This window comes from Paenibacillus sp. KS-LC4, assembly GCF_036894955.1.
GTDB lineage: Bacteria > Bacillota > Bacilli > Paenibacillales > Paenibacillaceae > Pristimantibacillus.
Genome location: NZ_CP145905.1, coordinates 809375 through 832319, shown reverse-complemented (window position 1 = coordinate 832319; position 22945 = coordinate 809375). Strand labels below are relative to the sequence as shown.

The following is a 22945-nucleotide window of genomic DNA, read 5'->3' as shown; positions in this document are numbered from 1 at the left end:
GCTTTCTTCCTCTGGAAGTCTGCTAGTTTCTTAAACCTATGCTGTGCAGCGAGATATCGCTGAGGGCAATTTGCTGCTCCTGTTCGTTTCCGCTTGCCGCCACTTCGCCTTTATACAGCTGCTCACCCGTTTTTATATTCAATACGGCAACGTTCAGCTTATTCCGATTAGCGTACAAAATGAACAAACGATCAGCCCGCATAAAGGAAGTTTTAATTTCATCCGCTTCAAGCTGCTTCAAGGTCAAAAATAAAGACTCTTCCATCCTTTCCCCAGTCTCCAGACTGAAGCTGGTTACTTGAATGCTTTCACGGTTGTAAGATGTAAAATAGAGCTGGTCGCCCGTCATGTACTGAGGCTCTGACCTCTTATTGTTGCGCTGAAGTGCTTGATTCGATAACCGAATGACGTTCCCGCTCTTGTATGAATAAGCATACATACCAATAATCTCTATAGATATATTTCTGTTAGGTTCTGTTGTTTTTTTTACTGAGCTAAAAACATAATAATCCTTAGGTTCGGCGTTAAAACTCTGTACCGATTCATATGAATCGGGAGAAAGCTTATTACCCGATTCATCTATAAATTCAATCGCAGCCGAGCTAAGCAGCTCTCCACTATTCTTTTCTATAATATAATCATAATGTTGACTTGCTGCTTTCACTGCCCCGCCTATGACATTCTGGTAGACCAGCACATGAAGAAGGTCTTCCTGTAATTGCACATCGGCTATATATGCCTGCTCCCTAAGCCCCTCCGGTGACAGAATGGAAAGGGGAATCGTATAATCTATAGCCTCACCCGTATTTCTATTCAGTATATCTACGTTAATATTTTTTCCAGATTGCCCTGTACTGGATTCGTAGGGAATTTCAGCATAGGCGGCCCATTCCTTATTTGCGAAAAGACCTCTAATTTCACCCTTGCCTCTCATAAAATCAGGATACTGCTCGATGAGCTCCTTAACACCCGTCTGTTCATCAAACCAACTACGGGCATTTGTTATATAGGCATCGTAAAGGGATTCTCTGCTCCTATACTCAATGCCTTGTACAGATAGCTTTATGGGCTGCGAGCCCTTACCGCCTATATAAGAGCCGTCTAATACCAAATTCGCAGCTTCATTCGCATCCCCCTCCAGCGTCTCTAGTCGATATTCTGGCAAATGGTCTGCCGAGCCAAAAGCGTAATACGTGCTGAACCCTGCCGCTGCGAGCAGGACGAGCGCCAGCGTTGTTATATAACGTTTCATCTTGCTCCCCCTTATACGGTAATCTTTTTATTTAACAGCCGAATACTGAGCCATACCGATGCGACAACGAGAATGACAGTCAATGCCAGCATTATCGAATAGGTCTCCCCCGGGTATAAATAGGATGCCGCATTTCCCGGTCGCTGCAAGATAATAGGAGCAAGCAGTGCAGCACCGCATACGAACACGTAAATAACGGCATAGCCCATGCCAATAAAACGATAGCTTCGCTCCAGCAAAATAATCGTAAATACAGCCAATACTGCCAAAATTCCGATTGCGTAAGCCATTATAAAAGCATCAAGCCGCCCAGGCAGCAGTATCGTTAAGGCTTGATTTTGCAAAATCGCTTGCGACAAATAGGACAGATCGCGCAGCCCCTCTGGTATAATCAGATTAAACAGCATCATTTCAAGCGGAAGCAGCAGCAACTGGAAGGAAACGAGTCCGAACGTAAACAGCAAAATCGCTGTCAGCTTCGCAGCGTAAATGCTGGAGCGATTGCCCGGCAGCATCAGCAGCCGATAAATAAACGTATCCCGCCCAAGCCAATCGCGGTACCAAATAAGAAACACATAAGCAGCGATGACTATAATGCTGATTAATACCGGAAAGAAAAACCAAAATTGATTGCTATACATGAGTTCACTAAACGTCAGCTTCCCTGTTTCCGAGAAAGGGTGATAGGTAACCAGTTGCTCACTCCACCCAGGGCTCGTTCTAATACTCCGCTCACTTAGCGACCACAGCAGCACTACACCGAACTGCATGAGAATCGTTAACGCCATTAAGCCCCCAAGCAAATAGCGGAAACGGTGCACTTCCATATGTACCAGCTTCAAATAAGCTTTCAAGCCTGATACACCTCCCTCATTACATCGACAAGCGACTTCGATTGCTCCATACGAAGCTGTTCACAGTAGAAATCGCGGCATACCGCACCATTTTGCAGCAGCACCGCCCGATCAATGAGATGTTCAACGTCAGCAATTTCATGCGTCGTTATTAATACACCACGATCTTCAATGAGGTGGCTTGAAAATACATCGGTAATGAGAGCGCGGCTGAACATATCAATGCCGGAAAACGGCTCATCCATCAGCACATAATCGGTATCCAGCGCCAGCCCTAGCAGCAGATTAAACTTTGCCGCCGTCCCCTTTGACAAATTGCCGATTCGCTCCCTTCCCTCCAGTTGAAAAAAGCTCATCAGCTCCTTCGCCCGTTCCTCATTCCAGCAGTGATAAAAATCGTCCATAAATACCATCGCTTCGTCCAGCTTCATAGCGGGCGGCATCGTTAAATGATCGGGGATAAAAGAAATTTTCTCATACCGCTCCTTGCCCAGCTTTTGCCCATCCATAGTAATTTCACCCTTGCGGATTGGTGTCAATCCCATAATAGCTTTCATAATGGTCGATTTTCCCGTCCCATTGGTGCCAATGAGACAAGTGATTTCACCCTTCTTGATTTGAAAAGAGATACCATTCAGCACCTTGCGCCGACGATATTTTTTATGTACATCCCGCACCTCAATCATGCTGAGCGCCTCCCCCCTGCCTTCCGTCCTCCAGCTGCCTATCCTCTGTATATTTATGCTTGACCAGCTCCAGCAGCTCCTCCACCGGAACGTCAATTTTGCGGACAGAGGCCACGAAGACCTCGACAGCATCACCAATCAGCTCTGCGCGAATGGCCCGCAATACGTTCTCGTCCATAGTAATCCGGCTTGGCGAGTTTCCTTCTGTTACGATCAACTGCTGCTCCTCCATTTCCTTATAGGCTTTCTGTGCCGTATTGGGATTAATCTTAAGAAGAGCACCAAGCTCCCTTCGTGAAGGGATGATTTGTCCGGCTTCCATTTTCCCAATGACCAGCTGCTCCTTGAAAAATTTCACGACCTGCAAGTAGACCGGGTCACGGCCATTGAAAGCGACTTCCGTCCAGCCTTCATTTGTCTTCATCCCGTTACCTCTCATTCTTGTTCCAGCGTGTGTACCAAGTAGTTCATACACTTTAAGTGTATTATGCGCATAATACGTTTTCCTGTCAAGCATTTGTTAAAAAATAGAATAAAACAGCTCCGCAAAGGGGTTTTCGATGCTTCATTGTACATGATAGGGAATGCCCAACAAGGCTGTCCCTATCGCCATCCTCGATGACTTTGGGAACAGCCCAAGTGAGAGAAGCCTTACGAAAGGCAGGCGCTATCTTTGGGGAAGCCTCTGCTCGGAATCCTCTGTTTTTTTCAAATACAATGCATTTATACCCTCTACATCCAGCGCAGACAAGGCTGAACGCTGCCCCATTACCGTGCCGGAAGGCAAAGCCTGGGTTGGTGTAATCGTCGGCTTGGTAGGGTCAATAGCGAATGCGTTTTTGCTATAATGCATAATCGAGCCCCAATCATATTTTAACGACTTGAACAGCTCTGGATGATTGATAATAACAAAATTGCTTTGCTTATTGGCAGGAATATTCCCCATATCAACGGTAATATACGTATCGCGACTCGGCTTCGTGTGCTCATGCAGCAAGCCGAGCGTATGCCCGATTTCATGAATGATGTTGCCCAGCACATAGTTTACGCCCAGCGTAATGAGCTGCTTGCCGCCAATCATTCCGACATAGGAGCTATGACCAAGCCCGATTTTGAACGAGACATAATTCGGCTCCGTTCCCCGCAGCGAGAAGGAAATGCCCGGGCAGGCTTGCGTGATTGCAGCCATTGCTTTTTTAATGTCCTGCTGCGTACTGGCAGGCACATTGGCATCAAAAGCATAAAACACTTTTCCATTAGGCCAAAGGCGCCTCATATCTATAATAATGTCTACATGCGGCTCCTCTCCCTGCTGCCGACCCTCCCGCTCGATGAAGGCCGTCAGCCTCCGCATTTTTGCTGCCTCTGCTACGACAATGTCGCCATCGACGATAGCCAGCTGATCATACTCTATATACTCGACCTTCAAGGGTGTCTGATTGTCAGCCAAATAGACGTAGCCTGTCTCAGCTGTTCCTTTTTGGAATAAATCATTTGCATATACTTCAGGTAATGACTCTGTCATCTCTTCTTCCTCCTTCTTGTTATTGCCTGTCCTGCTCATACGAGCTGCAAGAGATTGCTCGCCGATATGTGCACATTCAGCCGCTGCCTGCCGCTGAAGCTGAGTGCAATTGCCTGCTGCATATACATCTCTCGCTCGAAAACCTGTCCTGTGTGCCAATGTCCATATGCCATATAAGTGACCGGATCAAGCTGAAAGCCTGTCAGTGTATTCGGATGAGCCTCCACGGATACGACTGCCCTACTATCGAGACTAAGGCCCAATCGCACTTTATCCGCAGGGTCCACCGTTCGATCTGCTTTCATGTAATAAAGCTCGCTGTCTTTCGCAGCATAAGGCTGTGAAAAATAATAGCTCCCGTTGGACGCCTTCAGCAAGACAACTGCATTGTTTTGCCATAAGGAAGCCTCCTTATGCTCAGCTGCCTCGACACTGGATAAGCCTGCCGAGTCACCCTCTGGAGCAGAACGCCACATAAATTGATATTTGGGCTCCCAACTAAAGTTCACTGTGCCAGCGAACGGCCTTGAAGGCACTGAACGCCAAATGTAGGTGATTGCGCTTGGGTCCTGCAAGCGGGGAAATAGCTGAAACAAACAAATGCTGCCGCTATATGTTGCTTCATTCGTTACCGATACCGTATAGCTTGACACCGCTTTTGCAGCTCCTTACGGGGAACGGGAAGGCTGCTGGCACGGCCCTCCCATTTCCATTTATTTTGCGCATATAAGAGGAGATTAGGACACAATGTTAAGCTGGTTTTTCGCCGTCAAAACAATATCGTGGTTCGTAACGCCATTAAATTCAATTTTGAGCGCCGTATCTGCATATTCGCTAATGTCAATGATTTCACCCGGCTCAATACGGCCATATACGAGGTAATAGGCAGGATGAGCGGTAAATTCTGTTTTGGTGTTTGGCTGTGCTTTGATTGCAACAGTCGGCTTATTGTTCATCATCAGGCCGATGTAGGCATTATCTTCAGGATTGATTGAGCCGTCCTGGTGAATGTACATGACCCCTTCTTTTCCTCCAGAAGTGGCTTGAGAAAATTGATAGGTGCCGCCATCCGCACGGCTGAATTCGACATAATTGCTAGCGCTCAGATCAGCCGCACGTTGAGCGGTCGAGGTAATGGTAGAGCCTGGCTGCGGAACATCAACCTCTGACCAATAGAAGGCATAGTCCACGCCCCATGTAAACTTCGTTGTAGAGCCTGAAGTGGATGGCTTAACCAGCCAAGCAAGTGTGAGCACATTCGGATCGTCCAAATTCGGATCAACCTGATAGATAGCAAGGCTTGCATTGTACGTCCCATTGTTTTGTACACTTACGGAATAAGTCGTTGTCGTTGTTGGCATTTTATTTTCCTCCTCTAAATTGTTTTGGTGCTGCTTACAGGTTCTACTTTATTGGATTTTGACGTCCAATATTAGTAGCCGTAGTCATCATTTGATATGACCAAAATCACCGCTGCCTATGACCAGCCCCATAATCATCCCTATGACCAACGCTCTGTAATTCTTTGACTATTTCTTCTAAAAAATACTATAATAAAGGCGGATCTGGCATCCAAATTGATCATAAGAGGGAGCGATTCGAGGAAGATGAAAACACGAATCACGTACAGTGAAATTGAGGACCAGTTGCAGACGGGGGATATTCTTTTATGTCACAGCGTTCTGCATGAGAGCATTATGATTGAGTTTATAGAAGGCTCTCCTTGGTCACATGTCGGTATGATCGTCAGGCTGCCGCAATATGACTTTCCGCTGCTTTGGGAGTCCACAACATTCGACAACATTCCGGATGTTCTGCTTGGAAAAACGAAAAACGGCCCCATGCTCGTGCCGCTACATGAACGTCTTCAAACCGATGTCGGCAATCTTTGGGACCCGATGTTCGCGCTGCGCAAGCTGAGTGTCCAGCGTACTCCGCAAATGCAGGCGGCCCTTCTGGGCGTTATTGATGAGCTGCATCATGCTTCCTTCCCCAGCATGACAGAAATGGCGATAAGCGTCTCGGAGGGGCTTGCAGGCATTCATTCCGGGTATACTACTTTGTTTTGCAGTCAGTTGCTTGCTGCAACTTATATTCGTCTAGGGCTGCTTTCTACGGATAAGGTCCCGAACAGCTATTGGCCGGTCAGCTTTTCCTCGGAGGGCCATGTAGAGCTGTTGAATGATGCCACTTTTTCAGAGGAGCTGTATTTGCTTGCGGACGGCCTTCAAGGACATGATCAGCATCAAGCCTTATAACCTCTCCATTAAAACCATACTTCTCGTACTGCTGCTTTTCCTAGCAGGAGCGGACTTCCTTAGGGCCGCACAAACGTACAGCCTTCCAGAGCCACCCCACCATCCAGATTCAACCGCTCAGCATGGACAACTCGACCTAGCAGGCGTGCAAGTGGACAATGGACTTATTTCCCTTAATGGCGAATGGACGTTTTATTGGAATAAGCTTATTGAACCGGATGAGATTGGGGCTGCCAGCGATGCGCAGCCTGCTTTTATTTCCGTTCCTGGCAGCTGGGGCTCCTCTTCTACGAAAGCGGCTGCACCAGAAGGGACCGGCTTTGCCACTTATCGTTTGCTCGTTCAAACGGACCCGCTTGACGGCATTTACGGTCTAGCGGTCAAAAGCATTCAAAGCTCCTATCGCATATTTATTAATGGCAAACTGATCGCTTCAGCTGGGACGGTGGAAACTGTGCCCGAGCAAGTCATTGCCCGCTTCGGACAGCCTGTTATGCTGTTTGCCCATAAAGGAGCAACCCTTGATATCGTCATTCAGGTAGCCAATTATTCCTATCCGGCAGGCGGGATAGAAAAACACATTTTTCTAGGCAGCAAGGAAGCTATTCTCAAGCACAGGCAGCAAGGCATTGCTAAGGATCTTTTTTTGTTCGGCTCGATTTTCACCATGTTTGTATATCATATGGTGCTTTATTGGCTAAGACGGAGCCAGCAGTCCTCCTTGTATTTTGCTTTATTTTGCTTATGTATTTCTATACGCACCTTGTTTGTCAATGAACGATTTATTTCCGTCCTCATCCCAGATATGAATTGGCAGCTGTTTGCCAAGGTATCCTATTTGACTGCTTATGTAGCCACGCCATGCATTATTTTGTATATTCAAAGCCTCTACCCAGCCTACTTTTCCAAGCTGACAACGCGCATAGCCCTAATCCTATTCGCAGCTGTTTCCATCCTCGTAGTAGTTGCTCCTTTATCTGTTTACCATTATTCGCTGCCCTATTATCAAGTTATGATTATGCTCGCACTCGGTTATATTTTGTCTAAACTCATTTATGCCGCGGCTCATGGGGAACAAGGAACTTATCTCATGCTGATCGGCTTTTTGAATTTATTTCTATTCGCTTTAAATGATGTGCTTTACAACAACAATCGAACAAGCCTCGGTTCACTGGTTCCATTCGGCCTGTTCATTTTTATTGTGCTGCAATCTATTTTGCTATCGCTTCATTTCGCGCGCGCCTTCAAGGAGATAGAGAAGCTGTCCGCCAAGCTTATGCTGTCGAATCAAATTAAGGACCAATTCCTTGCGAACACATCGCATGAGCTGAAAACACCGCTTCAGGGCATTATTGGGCTTGCGGAATCTTTAGCCGAAGGGGACGCCGGAAAACTTCCGGATGCCGCCGTAGGGCAGTTGAGGCTTATCCGCACAAGCGGGCAGCGACTGTCGCACCTCGTTAATGACTTGCTGGATTTAACAAAGCTGCGGCATAAGGAAATCGTATTGCAGCCGACCATAATAAACATTCGGCAAGCTGCCTCCCTCGCCATTGAGCTGCTGGAGCCGCTATCCGAGCGCAAGCAGCTCGTGATTCGCAATGATGTTCAATCCGGGCTGCTAGCTTTTGCAGATGAAAATCGATTGATGCAAATTTTCAACAATTTGCTTGGCAACGCTATCAAATTCACCCATCACGGCTGGGTAGCCGTCACAGCTACTCAGCAGGGACCATGGCTGCTGATCACCGTACGCGATACTGGCGAAGGCATTGCTCCCCAGCATTTGGAGTCGGTTTTTGAAGCCTTTGAGCAAGGAGACGGATCGATGATCCGGCGCTATGAGGGCTCCGGGCTTGGGCTGAGCATCTCCCGCAATCTAGTGGAGCTGCACGGCGGGCGAATTTGGGCGGAATCGGCCCTTGGCGAGGGGGCGGCAATTTGCTTTACGCTTCCTGTTTATTCGGCTGATCAGCTGGATAAACAGAAGGTTGACGAGCTTGTGAGCGACCGTCGCAGGACGCATATAACAAGCTGGGAAAGCAGAGATATGGCCGCACAACCCGCTGGTGGCCGAGCGGAGGCCGCAGCTGCGAGCGAAGCAGCAGATGCGGTAGATGCGGGAGACGGTGCTTCCGGTAAGGAAGCACCGTCTATACTCACCGTGGACGATGATCCGATTATTTTACAGGTACTGTCCAATCATTTGACAGCAGAGGGCTTTCAAGTGCGGCAGACAACGGGCGGGAGCACTGCTCTACAGTTGCTGGCAGAGGGCTACCGGCCAAGCCTCATCATCGTTGATTTGATGATGCCGCAGATGTCCGGCTATGAGCTGTGTCAGGCCATTCGGCAGCAATATGACGAGCTGGTGCCCATTCTCATTTTGACAGCACGCAATCAGCCAGCCGACCTAGAGCTTGGTTTTGCCAGCGGTGCAAATGATTATCTGATTAAGCCGGTGACGAAAGCGGAGCTCATGCTGCGGCTCAGGCTCCATCTCAAGCTCGCGACTTGGGAGAAGTCGATGGAGCGGGAGGTTTTGGAGCGCACGATGCATATTCGCGCATCAATGAAGGAAACGGCAATCGCCATGGCCGATATTAGCGCTTATGAGGAGCGTAATCGCATCTCCAAAGAAATCCACGATGTGCTGGGTTATGCATTGACTACGACGCTGATTCAGCTAGAGGCGGGACAAAGCCTGCTTGCCGACAAGCCGCTCGCCGCGAAGCAGCACATGATTAATTCACAGGAGCTGGTACGACAAGGCTTGCGGGATGTGCGTCGATCCTTGCGCAGCTTGAAGGAGCGGGGAGACCAAGAGGACGAACGGGATAATGATTTCAGTGGACGCATCGAGCGCCTGTTGCTGCATACGGAAGCGTATGCAATGGTCGTCATCACCCGTAACGTGCAGCTTGACGGAGTACAGCTTAGTCAGGAGCAAGAGAAGCTGCTCTACTATGCTTTGCAAGAGGGGCTTACTAATGGTATTCGCCATGGCGGAAGTAAGCACTTTGACTTCCAGCTAATAAAGCGGGAAGGAAGGATTATTTTTTCCCTTGGCAACGAAGGAATTCCCTACCGCCCGGAACAGCCGGACGGCCTCGGGCTGCATTATATGAAGCAGCATACAGAGGCGGCTGGCGGCCAGTTTTATGTGGATGATGCACAAGGTGCCGGATGCTTGATTAAAATTACATTACACGCACAGAAGGAGCACACTTAAATGGAAATGGAGCCTATTCGATTGGTTATAGTCGATGATCAGCGCCTGCTTCGAGAAAGCCTGCGGACAGTCATTGAGCTGGAGAAGGATATGGAGGTCGTCGGTCTGGCCGGAAACGGGCAGCATGCCTGTGAGCTTGTTGATGAGCTGCGGCCGACGCTCGTATTGATGGATGTGCAAATGCCCGTTATGGATGGCATCAGCGCTATTCGCAAAATCAGGGCCCGGCATCCGGCGCAGCAGATTTTGATTTTGACGACGTTTACCGACGATGACTATATTATTGAAGGGCTTGCGGGCGGTGCGATTGGCTATTTGCTAAAGGATATGGACAAAGCAAATTTGCTTGCCGCTATTCGCAGCGCCGCAACTGGCAGACATATGCTCACTCCGGAAATTGCAGCCAAGCTTGCCACTCGCCTGTCAGCAATGTCCAAGGCAGCCCCAAGGGAATTGAATGTCCAAAAGCTCAAGAGGCTGGGACTCCAGTTTACAGAACGTGAAAAGCAAATCATTACCCTTATGGTGCAGCCGCTGACCAACCCGCAAATTGCGGATACATTATTTATGAGCGTCGGCACGGTCAAAAATTACGTCAGCATCATATACAGCAAGCTCGGCACAAGTGATCGAATGCAGGCAATTGCCAGCCTTCAGGAATTATTTTCAGTAGATGAGGAAATGAGATAGCTCTTTTCGGTTAAAATTTTGCGGATGGCCGCAGTGCAAACAGCCCCCGAAGACCTACGTCTACAGGGGCTGTTTTATGCTTGAATCTTTTAAATAAGCTTTGAATTGGCAAGCAGCCTCTGTACCATGACCGCAATTTCCGCTCTGGTGATCAAGGCTTGAGGGGCCAACTGCGCACCAGATCGGCCTGAAATAATTCCACCCTGCAAGCTGTCTGCAAGGCTGCTTCTTGCCCACGCTGCCGCTTCATTCGCATCAGCATAAGGACGTAATATGTCATCTGCATTGCCCGCCGGCAATCCCGCCTTCAGTCCGGTGATAACCATTGCTTTAGCAATGATGACCGTCGCTTGCTCGCGAGTTATTGGCTCATTAGGCCGGAAGGTTCCGTCTTCAAAGCCATTGATCAGCTTATAGGCCACAGCCGTTCGAATCGCATTATTATACCATGCGCTGGCTTGCACATCTGCAAATCCGGAGGCTCCCGCTTCCAGCTTCAATCCTAGACCTCTGACCATAATAGCTGCGAATTCGGCACGGGTAATCGACGCATTTGGGTTAAAGCGATCTCCGCCAATGCCGCTTATGACGAGGCGCGAGCCCATATCATTAATTGCCTGCTCAGCCCAATGTCCAGCCGTATCCTTGAACGTAACAGGATTCCAGATCAAGGCGTAGGTGCTATTCGTGAGACTGTAAATTTTTGCCCAGTAGTTGCTATTCGCCTGTACGATCTTTGTTGGGATATGACGAACGCTGCCATCCTGCTCGACTACAATCGCCGTTGTAATTCGCTTCGGGTCAATCGTGCTTGGAATGGCTAGCTCCCGCTCAACATATACACTAAATTGCGCAATCTCCTGCTGCGTCGTTCCATTTACAATCTTGACTGTAAAATCAAGCGGCATTCCAATAAGCTCAAAGCCACCCTTGGCAGCAGCAGCCTTCACTTCCGCTAGCCTGCTAGGCGTTAGTGCTGCTAGCTCAATTTGAAACTCCAATTGCTCAAGACCTGTTTGCAGCAGCTGTTCTCTTATAACCGCAGAGCCTGTAATTTGCTGTATAGGCAGTGTGTAAGAGACGTTGCCCGTCTGAATTTTAACAAGGGCTTGCTTTTGCTCCAGTGCCTTTACATGATTTCCATTAAGCTTCACGATTAAGGAATCGGATTGGATATTTACAGGAAATGTAACGATAACGCCACTTGCTTCCTCTGCAAGCCTGTTGTTCAGCGCTTCCTGATTCACGCTTAACGTCGTTACGGTTCGATTGTTCACATTAGTAGTTGAAGCTGAACCCATGTTGTAAACGACACCGTTTATGATGATACTAACGCCCGTATTTGCCGGTGTACTCGGATTGCTCGTGCTGCCTCCACCACTGGAAGGAGCCGTCGGCGTTACCTCATTAGAAGGAACAGAAGCATCACTGCTGCCCGCATTATTGAGAGCTTTGACTGTGAAAGTATATCGGGTTCCATTCGTAAGTCCCGTTACCGTTATTGGACTGCTGATACCAGAGACGGTAATATTACCTGGCATCGCTGTTACTTCATACCCCTTCACCGGGCTGCCTCCATTATTAACAGGTGCCGTAAAGCTAACGACGGCCTGTGCATTGCCGGAGGTAGCTGTGACACTAGCAGGTGCGCTAGGAGCTTGAATGTTTAAGCGCGTTACCTTCACCGTATAGGTTTTGGATAGCTTACCTGCTTCTTCTACAACAATCTTGATAGTCTGCTCTATACCAGCATTCAGGCTAATTGGTGCAGAAGCTATTCCGCTTGTTACCGTCACTCCATCTACCTTAATCGTTCCTGACCCGCTTGCTGTAACGGTGAGAGCAGAGACGTTATACGCCACTGTCAATTCACTATAGTCATACGTTCCGCCAGCAAAAACAAAACCGCTCGGCGTTCCACTCAATACCAAATTAGTTAGATTGGCCACCTCAGCCTGCGTATAGCTCGCGCTGGCAATCGCACTGTCCAGATTGTCTGCCTTCGTCGCAATCGCCTTCACGGTCATCGCTGCGCTAATCGTCGGCTTCGCTGCTGCATTATACTCAAGCGTCGAGCCGCCTACCGCTGTCGCTGGATCGCTGCCATCTGTCGTGTAGTAAATATGGTCGGCTCCTGCCGACACAATCTCAAGCTCCGTTCCGAATGCCACCGCTCCCGCCGCTGGGTTGAACGTCGGCGTTGCTTGCGCCACCTGCTCGCGCGTCACTTTAATCACATAAGTCTTTGCACTTTTTCCTGTTTCTGTTGCGACAATGGTAATCGTGCGCTCCACTCCCGGCGTAAGCGTAATTGCCGACGACGCTGCTCCGCTCGCTACCGTCGCTCCATCTACGGTAATCGTACCAGTTCCGCTCGGTGTTACCGTTACGCTCGCAACACCGTTCGCTACCGTTACGCCGTTATACGCGTACGTACCGCCAGCAAACACAAAACCACTCGGACTGCCGCTTAGCTCAACGTCTGTCAAATTCGCCGTTGCGGCTTGCGTGTAGCTTGCACTCGCAACTGCGCTATCCAGATTGTGCGTCTTTGTCGCAATCGCTTTTACCGTCATGGCTGCATTTATGACTGGCTTCGCTGCTGCATTATACTCAAGCGTCGAGCCGCCTACCGCTGTCGCTGGCGTGCTTCCGTCTACCGTGTAGTAGATGTGATCGGCTCCTGCCGATACAATCTCAAGCTCCGTTCCGAATGCCACCGCTCCCGCCGCTGGGTTGAACGTCGGCGTTGCCTGCGCCACCTGCTCGCGCGTCACTTTTATGACATACGTCTTTGCACTTTTTCCTGTTTCTGTTGCGACAATGGTAATCGTGCGCTCCACTCCCGGCGTAAGCGTAATTGCCGACGACGCTGCTCCGCTCGCTACCGTCGCTCCATCTACGGTAATCGTACCAGCTCCGCTCGGTGTTACCGTTACGCTCGCAACACCGTTCGCTACCGTTACGCCGTTATACACGTACGTGCCGCCAGCAAACACAAAACCGCTTGGACTGCCGCTTAGCTCAACGTCTGTCAAATTCGCCGTTGCGGCTTGCGTGTAGCTTGCACTCGCAACTGCGCTATCCAGATTGTGCGTCTTTGTCGCAATCGCTTTTACCGTCATGGCTGCATTTATGACTGGCTTCGCTGCTGCATTATACTCAAGCGTCGAGCCGCCTACCGCTGTCGCTGGCGTGCTTCCGTCCGTCGTGTAGTAAATATGGTCGGCTCCTGCCGACACAATCTCAAGCTCCGTTCCAAATGCCACCGCTCCCGCCGCCGGATTGAACGTCGGCGTTGCCTGCGCCACCTGCTCGCGCGTCACTTTAATCACATAAGTCTTTGCACTTTTCCCTGCCTCTGTTGCGACAATGGTAATCGTGCGCTCCACTCCCGGCGTAAGCGTAATCGCCGCCGACGCTGCTCCGCTCGCTACCGTCGCTCCATCTACGGTAATCGTACCTGCTCCGCTCGGTGTTACCGTTACGCTCGCAACACCGTTCGCTACCGTTACGCCGTTATACACGTACGTACCGCCAGCAAACACAAAACCGCTTGGACTGCCGCTTAGCTCAACATCTGTCAAATTCGCCGTTGCGGCTTGCGTGTAGCTTGCACTCGCAATCGTGCTGTCCAGATTGTGCGTCTTTGTCGCAATCGCTTTTACCGTCATGGCTGCATTTATGACTGGCTTCGCTGACGCATTATACTCAAGCGTCGAGCCGCCTACCGCTGTCGCTGGCGTGCTTCCGTCCGTCGTGTAGTAAATATGGTCGGCTCCTGCCGATATAATCTCAAGCTCCGTTCCGAATGCCACCGCTCCCGCCGCCGGATTGAACGTCGGCGTTGCCTGCGCCACCTGCTCGCGCGTCACTTTAATCACATAAGTCTTTGCACTTTTTCCTGTTTCTGTTGCGACAATGGTAATCGTGCGCTCCACTCCCGGCGTAAGCGTAATCGCCGCCGAGGCTGCTCCGCTCGCTACCGTCGCTCCATCTACGGTAATCGTACCTGCTCCGCTCGGTGTTACCGTTACGCTCGCAACACCGTTCGCTACCGTTACGCCGTTATACGCGTACGTGCCGCCAGCAAACACAAAACCGCTCGGACTGCCGCTTAGCGCCAGACCCGATAAATTCGCTGTAGCAGCTTGCGTATAGCTTACGCTGCCTACAGCACTGTCCAGATTGCCCGCCTTCGTGGCAATCGCCTTCACCGTCACTGCTGCGCTAATCGTCGGCTTCGCTGACGCATTGTATTCCAGCGTCGAGCCGCCTACCGCTGTCGCTGGCGTGCTTCCGTCCGTCGTGTAGTAAATATGGTCGGCTCCTGCCGATATAATCTCAAGCTCCGTTCCAAATGCCACCGCTCCCGCCGCTGGGTTGAACGTCGGCGTTGCCTGCGCCACCTGCTCGCGCGTCACTTTAATCACATAAGTCCTTGCACTTTTTCCTGTTTCTGTTGCGACAATGGTAATCGTGCGCTCCACTCCCGGCGTAAGCGCAATCGCCGCCGAGGCTGCTCCGCTCGCTACCGTCGCTCCATCTACGGTAATCGTACCTGCTCCGCTCGGTGTTACCGTTACGCTCGCAACACCGTTCGCTACCGTTACGCCGTTATACACGTACGTGCCGCCAGCAAACACAAAACCACTCGGACTGCCGCTCATCGCGAGTCCCGTCAAATTCGCTGTTACAGCTTGCGTATAGCTCGCGCTGCCTACAGCACTATTCGGTTTGCCTGCCTTCGTCGCAATTGCCTTCACGGTCATGGCTCCGCTAATCGTCGGCTTCGCTGACGCATTGTATTCCAGCGTCGAGCCGCCTACCGCTGTCGCTGGCGCGCTTCCATCTGTCGTGTAGTAAATATGCTCGGCTCCTGCCGATACAATTTCCAGCTCTGTTCCAAACGCGACTGCTCCCGCCGCCGGATTAAAGGTTGGGGTGTCTTGAGGGACAGGGCTTATCATATTGGACAAAGTAATATCATCAATGTTCAAGTTGGATGGCCCGTCGCTAGTTGCAAATCGCCATTGAAGCGTTACAGAGGAAACATTCGAGTAGTTGTACGAGGCTCCATTTCCTAATAAAGTCGAAACTTGAAACTTCTTAATGACTCCACCATCATGCAGGTTAACGTTACCTGAGTTCGAGTGCGTAGCAATCACTGTGCCTCCAGCATCCTTTAAAGTAATGGTAAGCAAACTAAGCTGGGGGGGATACGGAAAATCAGAATATGCAGAAATACCTAAATCTTTAAAAGTAAAGCTGCTCAGCACATTTTGCCCTTCCGCCTTAATGACGAGCTCGCCACTGGTGTTCGGATTCGTCAAATGTGCAGAATATAATGCAGTTCCATCCTGATCAAAGCCATTCGTTACGACAAACTTATCTCCCTGCTTCTTGAAGCCCGTTCCTCCTGAATCATCTGCACCCAAAGCATCTCCAAAATGATAAGTGCCGTCCGCTGTCCCGGCAGCAGCATTCATGCTTGTCGGCAGCAGATTAAACATAATAGCTAGTACAAGCATTAACACAGCAGCTCGCTTGATCGGGCTGCCAAAATCTCCTCGCTTCATCGTGACTTTGCTATTGCTCCGCCCCGCTAATTGATGCCTCATAACCGCATCTCCCCTTGTTCTGATAGAAATTTTCACTTAATTTCTAATTTTTTCTTCTTCCACCCAAAAAACGGGTGCTCTCTCAGTCATCTGCCGAGATTTCCTGCACCCGCCATTAATAATCACTTGTCTTTCATAACAGAGACTTCCATTATATTCTCCCACCAGTCAGCCTATGTTTCATCTATGGTCTTGGAGGATATTCTCCATTCAGGCATATGATGAAATTCATCGCCAGATAGGGCTGCATATTATTATGCGGCTGACTTCCTCCTACTGGAGTAAGGGCTTGTGGGCTCATGGATGTATTATTTGTTAATTTATAAAGCGGTCGCTGAACGGCTGGCCGTCCTGCTGCCTTCGTCTCCGCCCAGTAACTATTAGTTGGATCATCCACGTTCTGCTGCGCCATAACTCCCATGGCGGCATGAGTATGATGAGGCATTTCACCAGTCGAAAGTGTGACTGCCGCGTCTCCACTCTGCTCGCCTACCGTCGTAGGCGTAAGCCCAGGACCTGCTCCCTGTCCCATAGGAGCCGAGCCCTGTAAATTCGGCAATGCAAAGGTCGTTTGTCCATTTCCGCCATATTGGTTGCCAATTACAGAAAACAGTGTTGAATACCTTGAAACTGGTAAAATATCTCCGTTGCAAAGCGCCCAGTTCATCGGTGGAAAATTTCCCGCAAAAATGCGTATTTCACCTACATATGCATCCATATAATAAAACCTCCTCCTTTAACCTCTTGGTGGGAAAATGCCCATAGTAGCGATACAATAATTTAATGCCAAATAGGGCTGCATATTGTTGTGCGGCTGGCTGCCGCCCACTGCTGCAATAGCTCCTGCATTCATTCGAACGTTCGACGACGACAGAGGAGCATAAGGCGTAAACGGTGTATTGGCCCATATATTTCCTGATGGAGTTATTTGATCTGCCGTTTCCGTAGAAGCAGAGAGCTGATGCGTATGCATAGGCATTTCTTCTACCGTTAACGTATGAGCCGCTTCTCCTGCTGCGCTGCCAATCGGTGTTTGCGGTCCAACATGAATGGGAACTCTCCCCTGTAAATTCGGAAGGGCAAAGCTATTCCTGCCATCCCCCCCATAATACGTACCAAGCAGCGAATACAAAGCTTGATTTGCTGCTATCTGTAGAAGCTGCCCGTTACAGGAAGCCCAACCTTTCGGTGTAAATCCATATGGGAATGCTCTAATTTCTCCAACAAATGGTTCCATTTTCATCCTCCTGTATCTAAAGTGCTAAATCTATTAAATAATTAACTCTGTGAAGGAAAAATACCTTGAAGGGCGATAATAAAAGAGAGGGTCAAAGATGGCATCATATTGCTATGAGGCTGACTGCCGCCTAAGTACGATACACTGTTGTTATTCATAGGATTACGTGCAAGTGGATTGTTGTTGCCATCAAGGCCTGTGGAGTATACTGCTGCTTGCGCCCAAGTATTGTTCTGGGGAGAGGTGTCACTTCCTGTAGTTTTTGCTGCAATAGCGGGATGAGTGTGGTTTGGTAATTGAGAGGCTTGGAGCGTAACGCTTTCCGTCCCTCCGAGCATGCCTAACGGGTAATTGGTGCCTTGGTAGGACCCTCTATGAATAGGAATCCTCCCTCTCAGGTCTGGCAATCCAAAGGTTGTTTGACCATTACCGCCATAAGTTGTGCCTAATAATACATATAGAGCTTCATTTTCAGAAATAGATAAAATTTGACCTTCACATTTCGCCCAGCCCACTGGAGCATAGCTGCCAGCGAACATGCGAATTTCACCAAGGTAAGCCTCGCTCATTGTCTAAATCCCCCCGATTGTTCGTAGATATTTCTTAAATCATGCTAGGCAAGTCAGGGGTCTGCTATGTCTCCAGAATTGCTAGGGCTTCCATTCCATCAACATATGCATCCCTTGCTCCTCTACCATGTGGAAACCAAGTCTTTCGTATAATCGCTGCGCCACATTGCCCTGCATCACATGAAGTTGAATAGGCTGCTTTCTATTGGTCGCCTCACTCTGAAGCTCCTTCAGCAAATATGTGCCATAGCCGGAATTTCGAAAAGCAGACAGCAGTGCCACATTAACGAGTATCATTTTATCCACCTTGCGAACAAGCGTGCAAACTCCGATTTGGAAATCATCCTTCATTACTATATAGTTCTCTGCATCTGGATACTGTGCCTCATAGGAGCGCTTCTGTAAATCATATTGCATGCGAAGAAAGGCCTGTTGAAACGATTCCTCCCAGCCCCATGACCCTACTTCTTCCTCACGGGTGCTCGCATAAACACGATATAGAAATGAATGATGCTTCTCCTCTGCCTGAGCCATATGAAGCCTGCCTGTAAGCAACTGCTACCGCCTCCTAAATCAACCAGAAATCAAATTCCATTTTTAACTATTCTACATCCGAATTTACATTCCTTCTTAATATTCGACATTTTATTGTAAATTTAAATTTAATTGATTTTAAATTTAACTTCTATATAATAGATGATGTTTTGCATAAAAAAAGAACCCCTTGTAATCAAGAGGCTCTCTACAGCTTACTATTGTTCCAACCGATTTTCGTTCCCTAGCTTCTTCTCTACTATCCCTCCAGCTTACACATCATACTCCAGCTGCTTCCGCGCCTGTACGATAAAATCAAGCGGAGTCGGGATCATCTCGGGCTCATATTGCAGCGCCCCGATCTTCAGGCTCAGCTCCACCTTGTATTTGCTTGAAAACTCAGCGGAATTAAACTCTTGGATTTTATGCCGCAAGCGCTCGATGACGATATTGGCCCCTTGGCGGTCTGTGAACAGCAGCAGCCCCCAAGTCGGATTATCCTTGCTCAGCATATAAATCGAATCATTTGTCCGAATACTCGTTTGGCTCATCTGCGAAAGCTCAAAAATCGCTTCCGTCATCCGTTCCTCGCTGACCATCCGCCGCAGTTCATCCCAATATTTCACGTTCACGACGAGGAGCGTGAGCGGAATTTGATATCGAGTGGACAGCGCCATGAAGACGGCAGCGTCATTTTGGAACGAGCGGCTGTTGCGCAAATTCGTATTTTCATCCATCGTCGCCAAGCGGCTGTTTGTTCTATTGAGCTGTTCATTTTCTGCTTGGAGCTGTCTGGTCGATAGCGTAAGCATCCAAGTCACCAGCGTAAACACCGGCGTCATGATGAGCCAGAAGTAATTGCCGCTGCTGATCGTATCTCCCCCTACAAGCGTTCCATACAGCGTATAGGTACCGAAGCCAAAAATAAAGAGAATGTTGAGAATTAGCCCCGTCGTCACATTCGTGAAATACGTAATAATCGCAATCAGAAAAGCGACGTTGAGAAATATAATATTTTGCATGTAGCGGTCTGGATCTCCCGCTGTAAATACAATGCTAATGAAGCTGACAACGATGAGCAGCAGAAAGCCCGCATCGGAAATAAGACTGCTCTGATTACGCCTCATCGCGCTCACCCCGTCTTCTGCGATATTTGCGAGCTAGGAAAATCAGCGATACGAGCACTAGCACCATAACGAGCGCTGCCGCAACTACGAAGCTAAGCACATCGGTGCGTTCCATCACATTGCTGATAACGGAGGCTTGCTCCGGCTCGGCCTCATTTTTAAATCGAAAGGCGTTGATATTTCCGTCCTTGTCCGTCGATACGCCATCGCCGAACACCTTCCATACCGTCCCTTGACTGGCGACCAGCTTGGAGGCTAAATAATAATATTCCGAGTCTGCTCCCGTAACGGCGAGCAAGCCATGTCCCGCCTCATACGGGGAGTCAATCAGCTGCAAGGTCCCGATGCGCTTGCCGTAATCGGAGTCAATGCTCATTTTCTCATTCGACTGCAGGCCTGCGCCATTCGCATCATATTTGAAGTACAACGCATCATTATGATCACGAATGACCTTGTTGCTTTGGAAGGTACCAATCGCAATGATGTTGCGGGCTTTCAACACATCAGCAGCAACATCATCGTTATAAAAGAGAACGTCTCCCGTATTGCCCTCCACATATTGACCAAGCAAATTAAATAGGTTGGCTATTGTACGATACGTATAGGAATCGCGCTCCTTCGGCAGTACAACCGCTACCTGATTAAATGCGCCATCCCGCAAGAAGGGATACGGATAATTGTTGAACAACAGCTCCGTCCGATCCTTCGTATTCAATTGGAGCATGGAATCCTTCGTCACGAAAGCCCATGGCATTTGGTTCTGATTTTGCACGCAAACGGCATTTGAAAGCTCTAAATCAAAGGCGACAACGACAGAGAAGTTGCCGGAAATGTTCAGGTTTTTAGGAATCGTCAATGTAAGGGAGTCCCCATTAGCCAGCTCCTCCGTCAGCTTCTTGCTGCCAATCGGTGTATTGTTGATGAGCACGGTCACCATCGAACGATCAAAATCCAGATTTTTCGCATAGCGGAAATCGAGGCTGATTTTGCTTGCGTCAGCAATGGAACGATTGGCTGGCAGCGACACAAAATAAGCTTTCTCCTGATGGCGAGAGCCCTTAAGCTCATCACCTGATTCGGTTAATACGACATTGCGGCTAATGCTGACCACAGGCGTCGATACATCCGTGCTTTCATCGACGATTTTGCGGTCGCCATCGAGCTGTCCCATCAATGCCTGATTCGCCACAAGTCGGCTCGCCTTCACCAGCATCGCCTCATCCTTGGCCGTCACAACGAGCACCCATTGCTCTCCTTGGCGCACAAGCTGTAGCAAGCCTTTGCCGTTCAAATCAGGCGTGCCGACAGCTGCTTTCAGACCGCTTGTGAGCTGATCATAGAGCGCGACAGCCGTTATGAGCTTTTTGCCTGCATAATACTGATCATCGAAGCCAAGCAGCGGAATCGTCTTGTCTTGCAGCGTATTCGCCTTAGCAAAGCCGGACAGCACATAGACGGACGCCTCCATCTCTGCTGCGGATGCCTGCGCGGGCACCGCGACCGTGTTTAAGCTTTTGCTGCCTGAATCAAGACCTGTAAAGCGCTCGTTAAAATCACGGATCGAGCCGTCCAGCGGCTTGCTCACATAACGAACATCGACGCTGGAGCTGCTGTACAGCTGCAGCCAATTGTCACGCGTCTCGTCAGGTGAGCAAATTTGATCATTGACGATCGTCTCAATGCTTCCTACTGTCGACAGCGTATTACTGCCCTCCGCCAGCAGCTCGCGCGGAATGGTTACGCTCAGGCGCTGCTTTTTCTCCACCGTACGGTCTGGGCGGAATGAATAAAAGGCTACGCCGTTAATCGCCAAGGTGACGCTGGAACGGTCCTTGTCAGCTAGCTGCGACACCATATAGTCCACATTGACAGTGACGCTGCTTACATCCCAATAGGACGGTATTTGAAAAAAATCCTGACGCGAAGTCATTACACCCGACATGGATGTATCGGCTGCAACGAATGAAATTTTATAGCTTTCTGTGCCAGGTGCCTCTGCTGCGCTTGCCGTAGCCCGGCCAAGCTGGCCGAACTGGCCCAGCAGCATCGCCATGCAAATGCAGGTAATGACGAATATGCGTATTTTCATGATGCTCTCCTCCAGCTTTAATAACGTTCGGTTTTGTACCATCTTGCTTCACGCTTAAACACTAAATCCTTAAGGTAGGTATATAAGCCGTAGGCCGCAACAACCATCCACATTTGGCAATAAGATACGTACATCAGCATAATAATCCATACATTGGACAGCCTTAGCTCGCCTTTTTCCGTTGTTAGCGTAATATAAGTGCCTACTATAAACAGCGTAACTGCCAGCACCCATAGGAAGGAGCTGAATCCAGCAATTGTCGTATGTACATAACCTAAAGCATGAAGAATGAGCAGCAGATCCGACATAACGAGCGACGTAAGCAGGAGAAAGTAGATGGATAGGAAATATAAAATATCAAAGCGGATATTCGTTGCCGAGCGGTCAAACAGCAAGGGGATATTTTTCACAATGACATAAATATTGCCCTTCGCCCAGCGCGTTCGCTGCTTGAACCATACCTTGACCGTTTGCGGCTCCTGCTCCCATGTGACGGACTTCGGCTGAAACTTAATTCGGTAGCCCATCATATAAATGCGGAAGCTGATCTCGGTGTCCTCGGCAATCGCCTTCACATCCCAGCCGCCAATCCGCTCGACGATATGACGCCACATAATGAAGTTCGTGCCGGGTATCGTGCAAAGCTTGAACAGCTTCCATCTGCCCGCCTGCGCCATCCACTGGAAGGACAGCGTTTCAATGTTAATAAAGCGGGTGAGCAGATTCGTATCGCGATTGCGCGTACGGAACTTGCCGATGACCGCTCCGAGCGTATCATCATTCGTAATTTCGCCGACCAGGTAGCGAAGCGCCGTGCGCTCCGGCGTGTTGTCCGCATCATAAATCGCAATCAGCTCGCCGCGGCTCTGCTGGAAGCCAATGTTGAGCGCATTCGACTTGCCCTTGCCGCCCGTCACCTTATCGGTGTTAATAATAATTAAATTGCGCCCCGCGTATCTGGCCTGCACCTCGGCAAGCAGCACCGCGCTGTTATCCGAGGAATTATCGTTAATGACGATAATTTCGTAGCGGTCATGCGGATAATCGAGTGCGAGCAGCGATTCTACCGTTTTCGTAATAACCTTACCTTCATTGTGTGCTGGAACCATAATCGTAACGAATGGGGTGTCCCCTTTGATTTCCGGTACAGGCTTCCCCTCGCTCTGGATATAAAATAAATAGCCCGCGATAATCAGCACCACATTGACGAGCAACAGCGACCAAATACAGATAACGGCAATCAACATGAGGATGTCTGCGATTGTCATAGC

General features: G+C 49.3%; 18 protein-coding genes. 3 read left to right on the top strand and 15 right to left on the bottom strand.

Annotated features, from left to right (window positions below):
- Nucleotides 1–22: 22 nt before the first annotated feature.
- From V5J77_RS03560 to V5J77_RS03530, 7 genes are all read right to left on the bottom strand, one after another.
- Nucleotides 23–1252: a hypothetical protein gene (locus V5J77_RS03560; RefSeq protein ID WP_338554418.1), complete on the bottom strand. Its 1230-nt coding sequence runs from the start codon at nucleotides 1250–1252 to the stop codon at nucleotides 23–25.
- An 11-nt stretch (nucleotides 1253–1263) separates the two neighbouring features.
- Nucleotides 1264–2106 carry a hypothetical protein gene (locus tag V5J77_RS03555; RefSeq protein WP_338554417.1) on the bottom strand — a complete coding sequence of 281 codons (843 nt, stop codon included), beginning with the start codon at nucleotides 2104–2106 and terminating at the stop codon, nucleotides 1264–1266.
- A complete protein-coding gene (locus tag V5J77_RS03550; RefSeq protein ID WP_338554416.1) occupies nucleotides 2103–2792 on the bottom strand; it encodes an ABC transporter ATP-binding protein in 690 nt (229 codons plus the stop codon). The genes V5J77_RS03555 and V5J77_RS03550 overlap by 4 nt, the downstream gene beginning before the upstream one ends.
- The gene (locus tag V5J77_RS03545; RefSeq protein WP_338554415.1) at nucleotides 2785–3216 is read right to left on the bottom strand and encodes a GntR family transcriptional regulator; all 432 of its coding nucleotides are present in this window, start codon (nucleotides 3214–3216) and stop codon (nucleotides 2785–2787) included. The genes V5J77_RS03550 and V5J77_RS03545 overlap by 8 nt, the downstream gene beginning before the upstream one ends.
- Before the next feature lie 243 nt (nucleotides 3217–3459).
- Nucleotides 3460–4317 carry a M12 family metallopeptidase gene (locus V5J77_RS03540; protein ID WP_338554414.1) on the bottom strand — a complete coding sequence of 286 codons (858 nt, stop codon included), beginning with the start codon at nucleotides 4315–4317 and terminating at the stop codon, nucleotides 3460–3462.
- Between the two features lie 35 nt (nucleotides 4318–4352).
- Nucleotides 4353–4970 (bottom strand): hypothetical protein, encoded by a 618-nt coding sequence (locus V5J77_RS03535; protein WP_338554413.1) that lies wholly within the window; start codon nucleotides 4968–4970, stop codon nucleotides 4353–4355.
- An 84-nt stretch (nucleotides 4971–5054) separates the two neighbouring features.
- Nucleotides 5055–5678: a hypothetical protein gene (locus tag V5J77_RS03530; RefSeq protein ID WP_338554412.1), complete on the bottom strand. Its 624-nt coding sequence runs from the start codon at nucleotides 5676–5678 to the stop codon at nucleotides 5055–5057.
- A 246-nt stretch (nucleotides 5679–5924) separates the two neighbouring features.
- Between V5J77_RS03530 and V5J77_RS03525 the strand changes: the two genes are divergently transcribed.
- From V5J77_RS03525 to V5J77_RS03515, 3 genes are read left to right on the top strand one after another with little or no spacing between them, the layout of a single operon-like run.
- Nucleotides 5925–6575 carry a hypothetical protein gene (locus V5J77_RS03525; RefSeq protein ID WP_338554411.1) on the top strand — a complete coding sequence of 217 codons (651 nt, stop codon included), beginning with the start codon at nucleotides 5925–5927 and terminating at the stop codon, nucleotides 6573–6575.
- Nucleotides 6532–9807, top strand: coding sequence for an ATP-binding protein (locus V5J77_RS03520; protein WP_338554410.1), 3276 nt, complete (start codon nucleotides 6532–6534; stop codon nucleotides 9805–9807). Before V5J77_RS03525 ends, V5J77_RS03520 begins: the two co-directional genes overlap by 44 nt.
- Entirely contained in the window at nucleotides 9808–10497 is a 690-nt protein-coding gene (locus V5J77_RS03515; protein WP_338554409.1) for a response regulator transcription factor, read from the top strand.
- A gap of 89 nt (nucleotides 10498–10586) precedes the next feature.
- On the opposite strand, the gene V5J77_RS03510 is transcribed toward V5J77_RS03515, so the two are convergent.
- The 8 genes from V5J77_RS03510 to V5J77_RS03475 all read right to left on the bottom strand — a co-directional run bounded on the left by V5J77_RS03510 (nucleotide 10587) and on the right by V5J77_RS03475 (nucleotide 22942).
- Nucleotides 10587–16118 carry a cadherin-like beta sandwich domain-containing protein gene (locus V5J77_RS03510; RefSeq protein WP_338554408.1) on the bottom strand — a complete coding sequence of 1844 codons (5532 nt, stop codon included), beginning with the start codon at nucleotides 16116–16118 and terminating at the stop codon, nucleotides 10587–10589.
- 184 nt (nucleotides 16119–16302) lie between these two features.
- Nucleotides 16303–16836 (bottom strand): tail fiber protein, encoded by a 534-nt coding sequence (locus tag V5J77_RS03505; RefSeq protein ID WP_338554407.1) that lies wholly within the window; start codon nucleotides 16834–16836, stop codon nucleotides 16303–16305.
- 18 nt (nucleotides 16837–16854) lie between these two features.
- Complete coding sequence (locus tag V5J77_RS03500; RefSeq protein WP_338554406.1) at nucleotides 16855–17355, bottom strand: tail fiber protein; 501 nt, start codon at nucleotides 17353–17355, stop codon at nucleotides 16855–16857.
- A gap of 41 nt (nucleotides 17356–17396) precedes the next feature.
- Nucleotides 17397–17924 (bottom strand): tail fiber protein, encoded by a 528-nt coding sequence (locus V5J77_RS03495; RefSeq protein WP_338554405.1) that lies wholly within the window; start codon nucleotides 17922–17924, stop codon nucleotides 17397–17399.
- An 81-nt stretch (nucleotides 17925–18005) separates the two neighbouring features.
- Nucleotides 18006–18479, bottom strand: coding sequence for a GNAT family N-acetyltransferase (locus V5J77_RS03490; protein ID WP_338554404.1), 474 nt, complete (start codon nucleotides 18477–18479; stop codon nucleotides 18006–18008).
- A 251-nt stretch (nucleotides 18480–18730) separates the two neighbouring features.
- Nucleotides 18731–19585, bottom strand: a complete 855-nt coding sequence (locus tag V5J77_RS03485) for a diguanylate cyclase (RefSeq protein WP_338554403.1) — start codon at nucleotides 19583–19585, stop codon at nucleotides 18731–18733.
- Nucleotides 19575–21674 (bottom strand): cellulose biosynthesis cyclic di-GMP-binding regulatory protein BcsB, encoded by a 2100-nt coding sequence (locus V5J77_RS03480; protein WP_338554402.1) that lies wholly within the window; start codon nucleotides 21672–21674, stop codon nucleotides 19575–19577. The genes V5J77_RS03485 and V5J77_RS03480 overlap by 11 nt, the downstream gene beginning before the upstream one ends.
- Before the next feature lie 17 nt (nucleotides 21675–21691).
- Nucleotides 21692–22942 (bottom strand): glycosyltransferase, encoded by a 1251-nt coding sequence (locus V5J77_RS03475; RefSeq protein ID WP_338554401.1) that lies wholly within the window; start codon nucleotides 22940–22942, stop codon nucleotides 21692–21694.
- Nucleotides 22943–22945 lie beyond the last annotated feature (3 nt).

Coding starts and splice junctions, on each gene's coding strand:
- V5J77_RS03560 (WP_338554418.1), bottom strand. CDS start 1,252: ATGAAACGTTATATAACAACGCTGGCGCTCGTCCTGCTCGCAGCGGCA.
- V5J77_RS03550 (WP_338554416.1), bottom strand. CDS start 2,792: ATGATTGAGGTGCGGGATGTACATAAAAAATATCGTCGGCGCAAGGTG.
- V5J77_RS03545 (WP_338554415.1), bottom strand. CDS start 3,216: ATGAAGACAAATGAAGGCTGGACGGAAGTCGCTTTCAATGGCCGTGAC.
- V5J77_RS03540 (WP_338554414.1), bottom strand. CDS start 4,317: ATGACAGAGTCATTACCTGAAGTATATGCAAATGATTTATTCCAAAAA.
- V5J77_RS03530 (WP_338554412.1), bottom strand. CDS start 5,678: ATGCCAACAACGACAACGACTTATTCCGTAAGTGTACAAAACAATGGG.
- V5J77_RS03525 (WP_338554411.1), top strand. CDS start 5,925: ATGAAAACACGAATCACGTACAGTGAAATTGAGGACCAGTTGCAGACG.
- V5J77_RS03515 (WP_338554409.1), top strand. CDS start 9,808: ATGGAAATGGAGCCTATTCGATTGGTTATAGTCGATGATCAGCGCCTG.
- V5J77_RS03510 (WP_338554408.1), bottom strand. CDS start 16,118: ATGAGGCATCAATTAGCGGGGCGGAGCAATAGCAAAGTCACGATGAAG.
- V5J77_RS03505 (WP_338554407.1), bottom strand. CDS start 16,836: ATGGATGCATATGTAGGTGAAATACGCATTTTTGCGGGAAATTTTCCA.
- V5J77_RS03500 (WP_338554406.1), bottom strand. CDS start 17,355: ATGGAACCATTTGTTGGAGAAATTAGAGCATTCCCATATGGATTTACA.
- V5J77_RS03495 (WP_338554405.1), bottom strand. CDS start 17,924: ATGAGCGAGGCTTACCTTGGTGAAATTCGCATGTTCGCTGGCAGCTAT.
- V5J77_RS03485 (WP_338554403.1), bottom strand. CDS start 19,585: ATGAGGCGTAATCAGAGCAGTCTTATTTCCGATGCGGGCTTTCTGCTG.
- V5J77_RS03480 (WP_338554402.1), bottom strand. CDS start 21,674: ATGAAAATACGCATATTCGTCATTACCTGCATTTGCATGGCGATGCTG.
- V5J77_RS03475 (WP_338554401.1), bottom strand. CDS start 22,942: ATGACAATCGCAGACATCCTCATGTTGATTGCCGTTATCTGTATTTGG.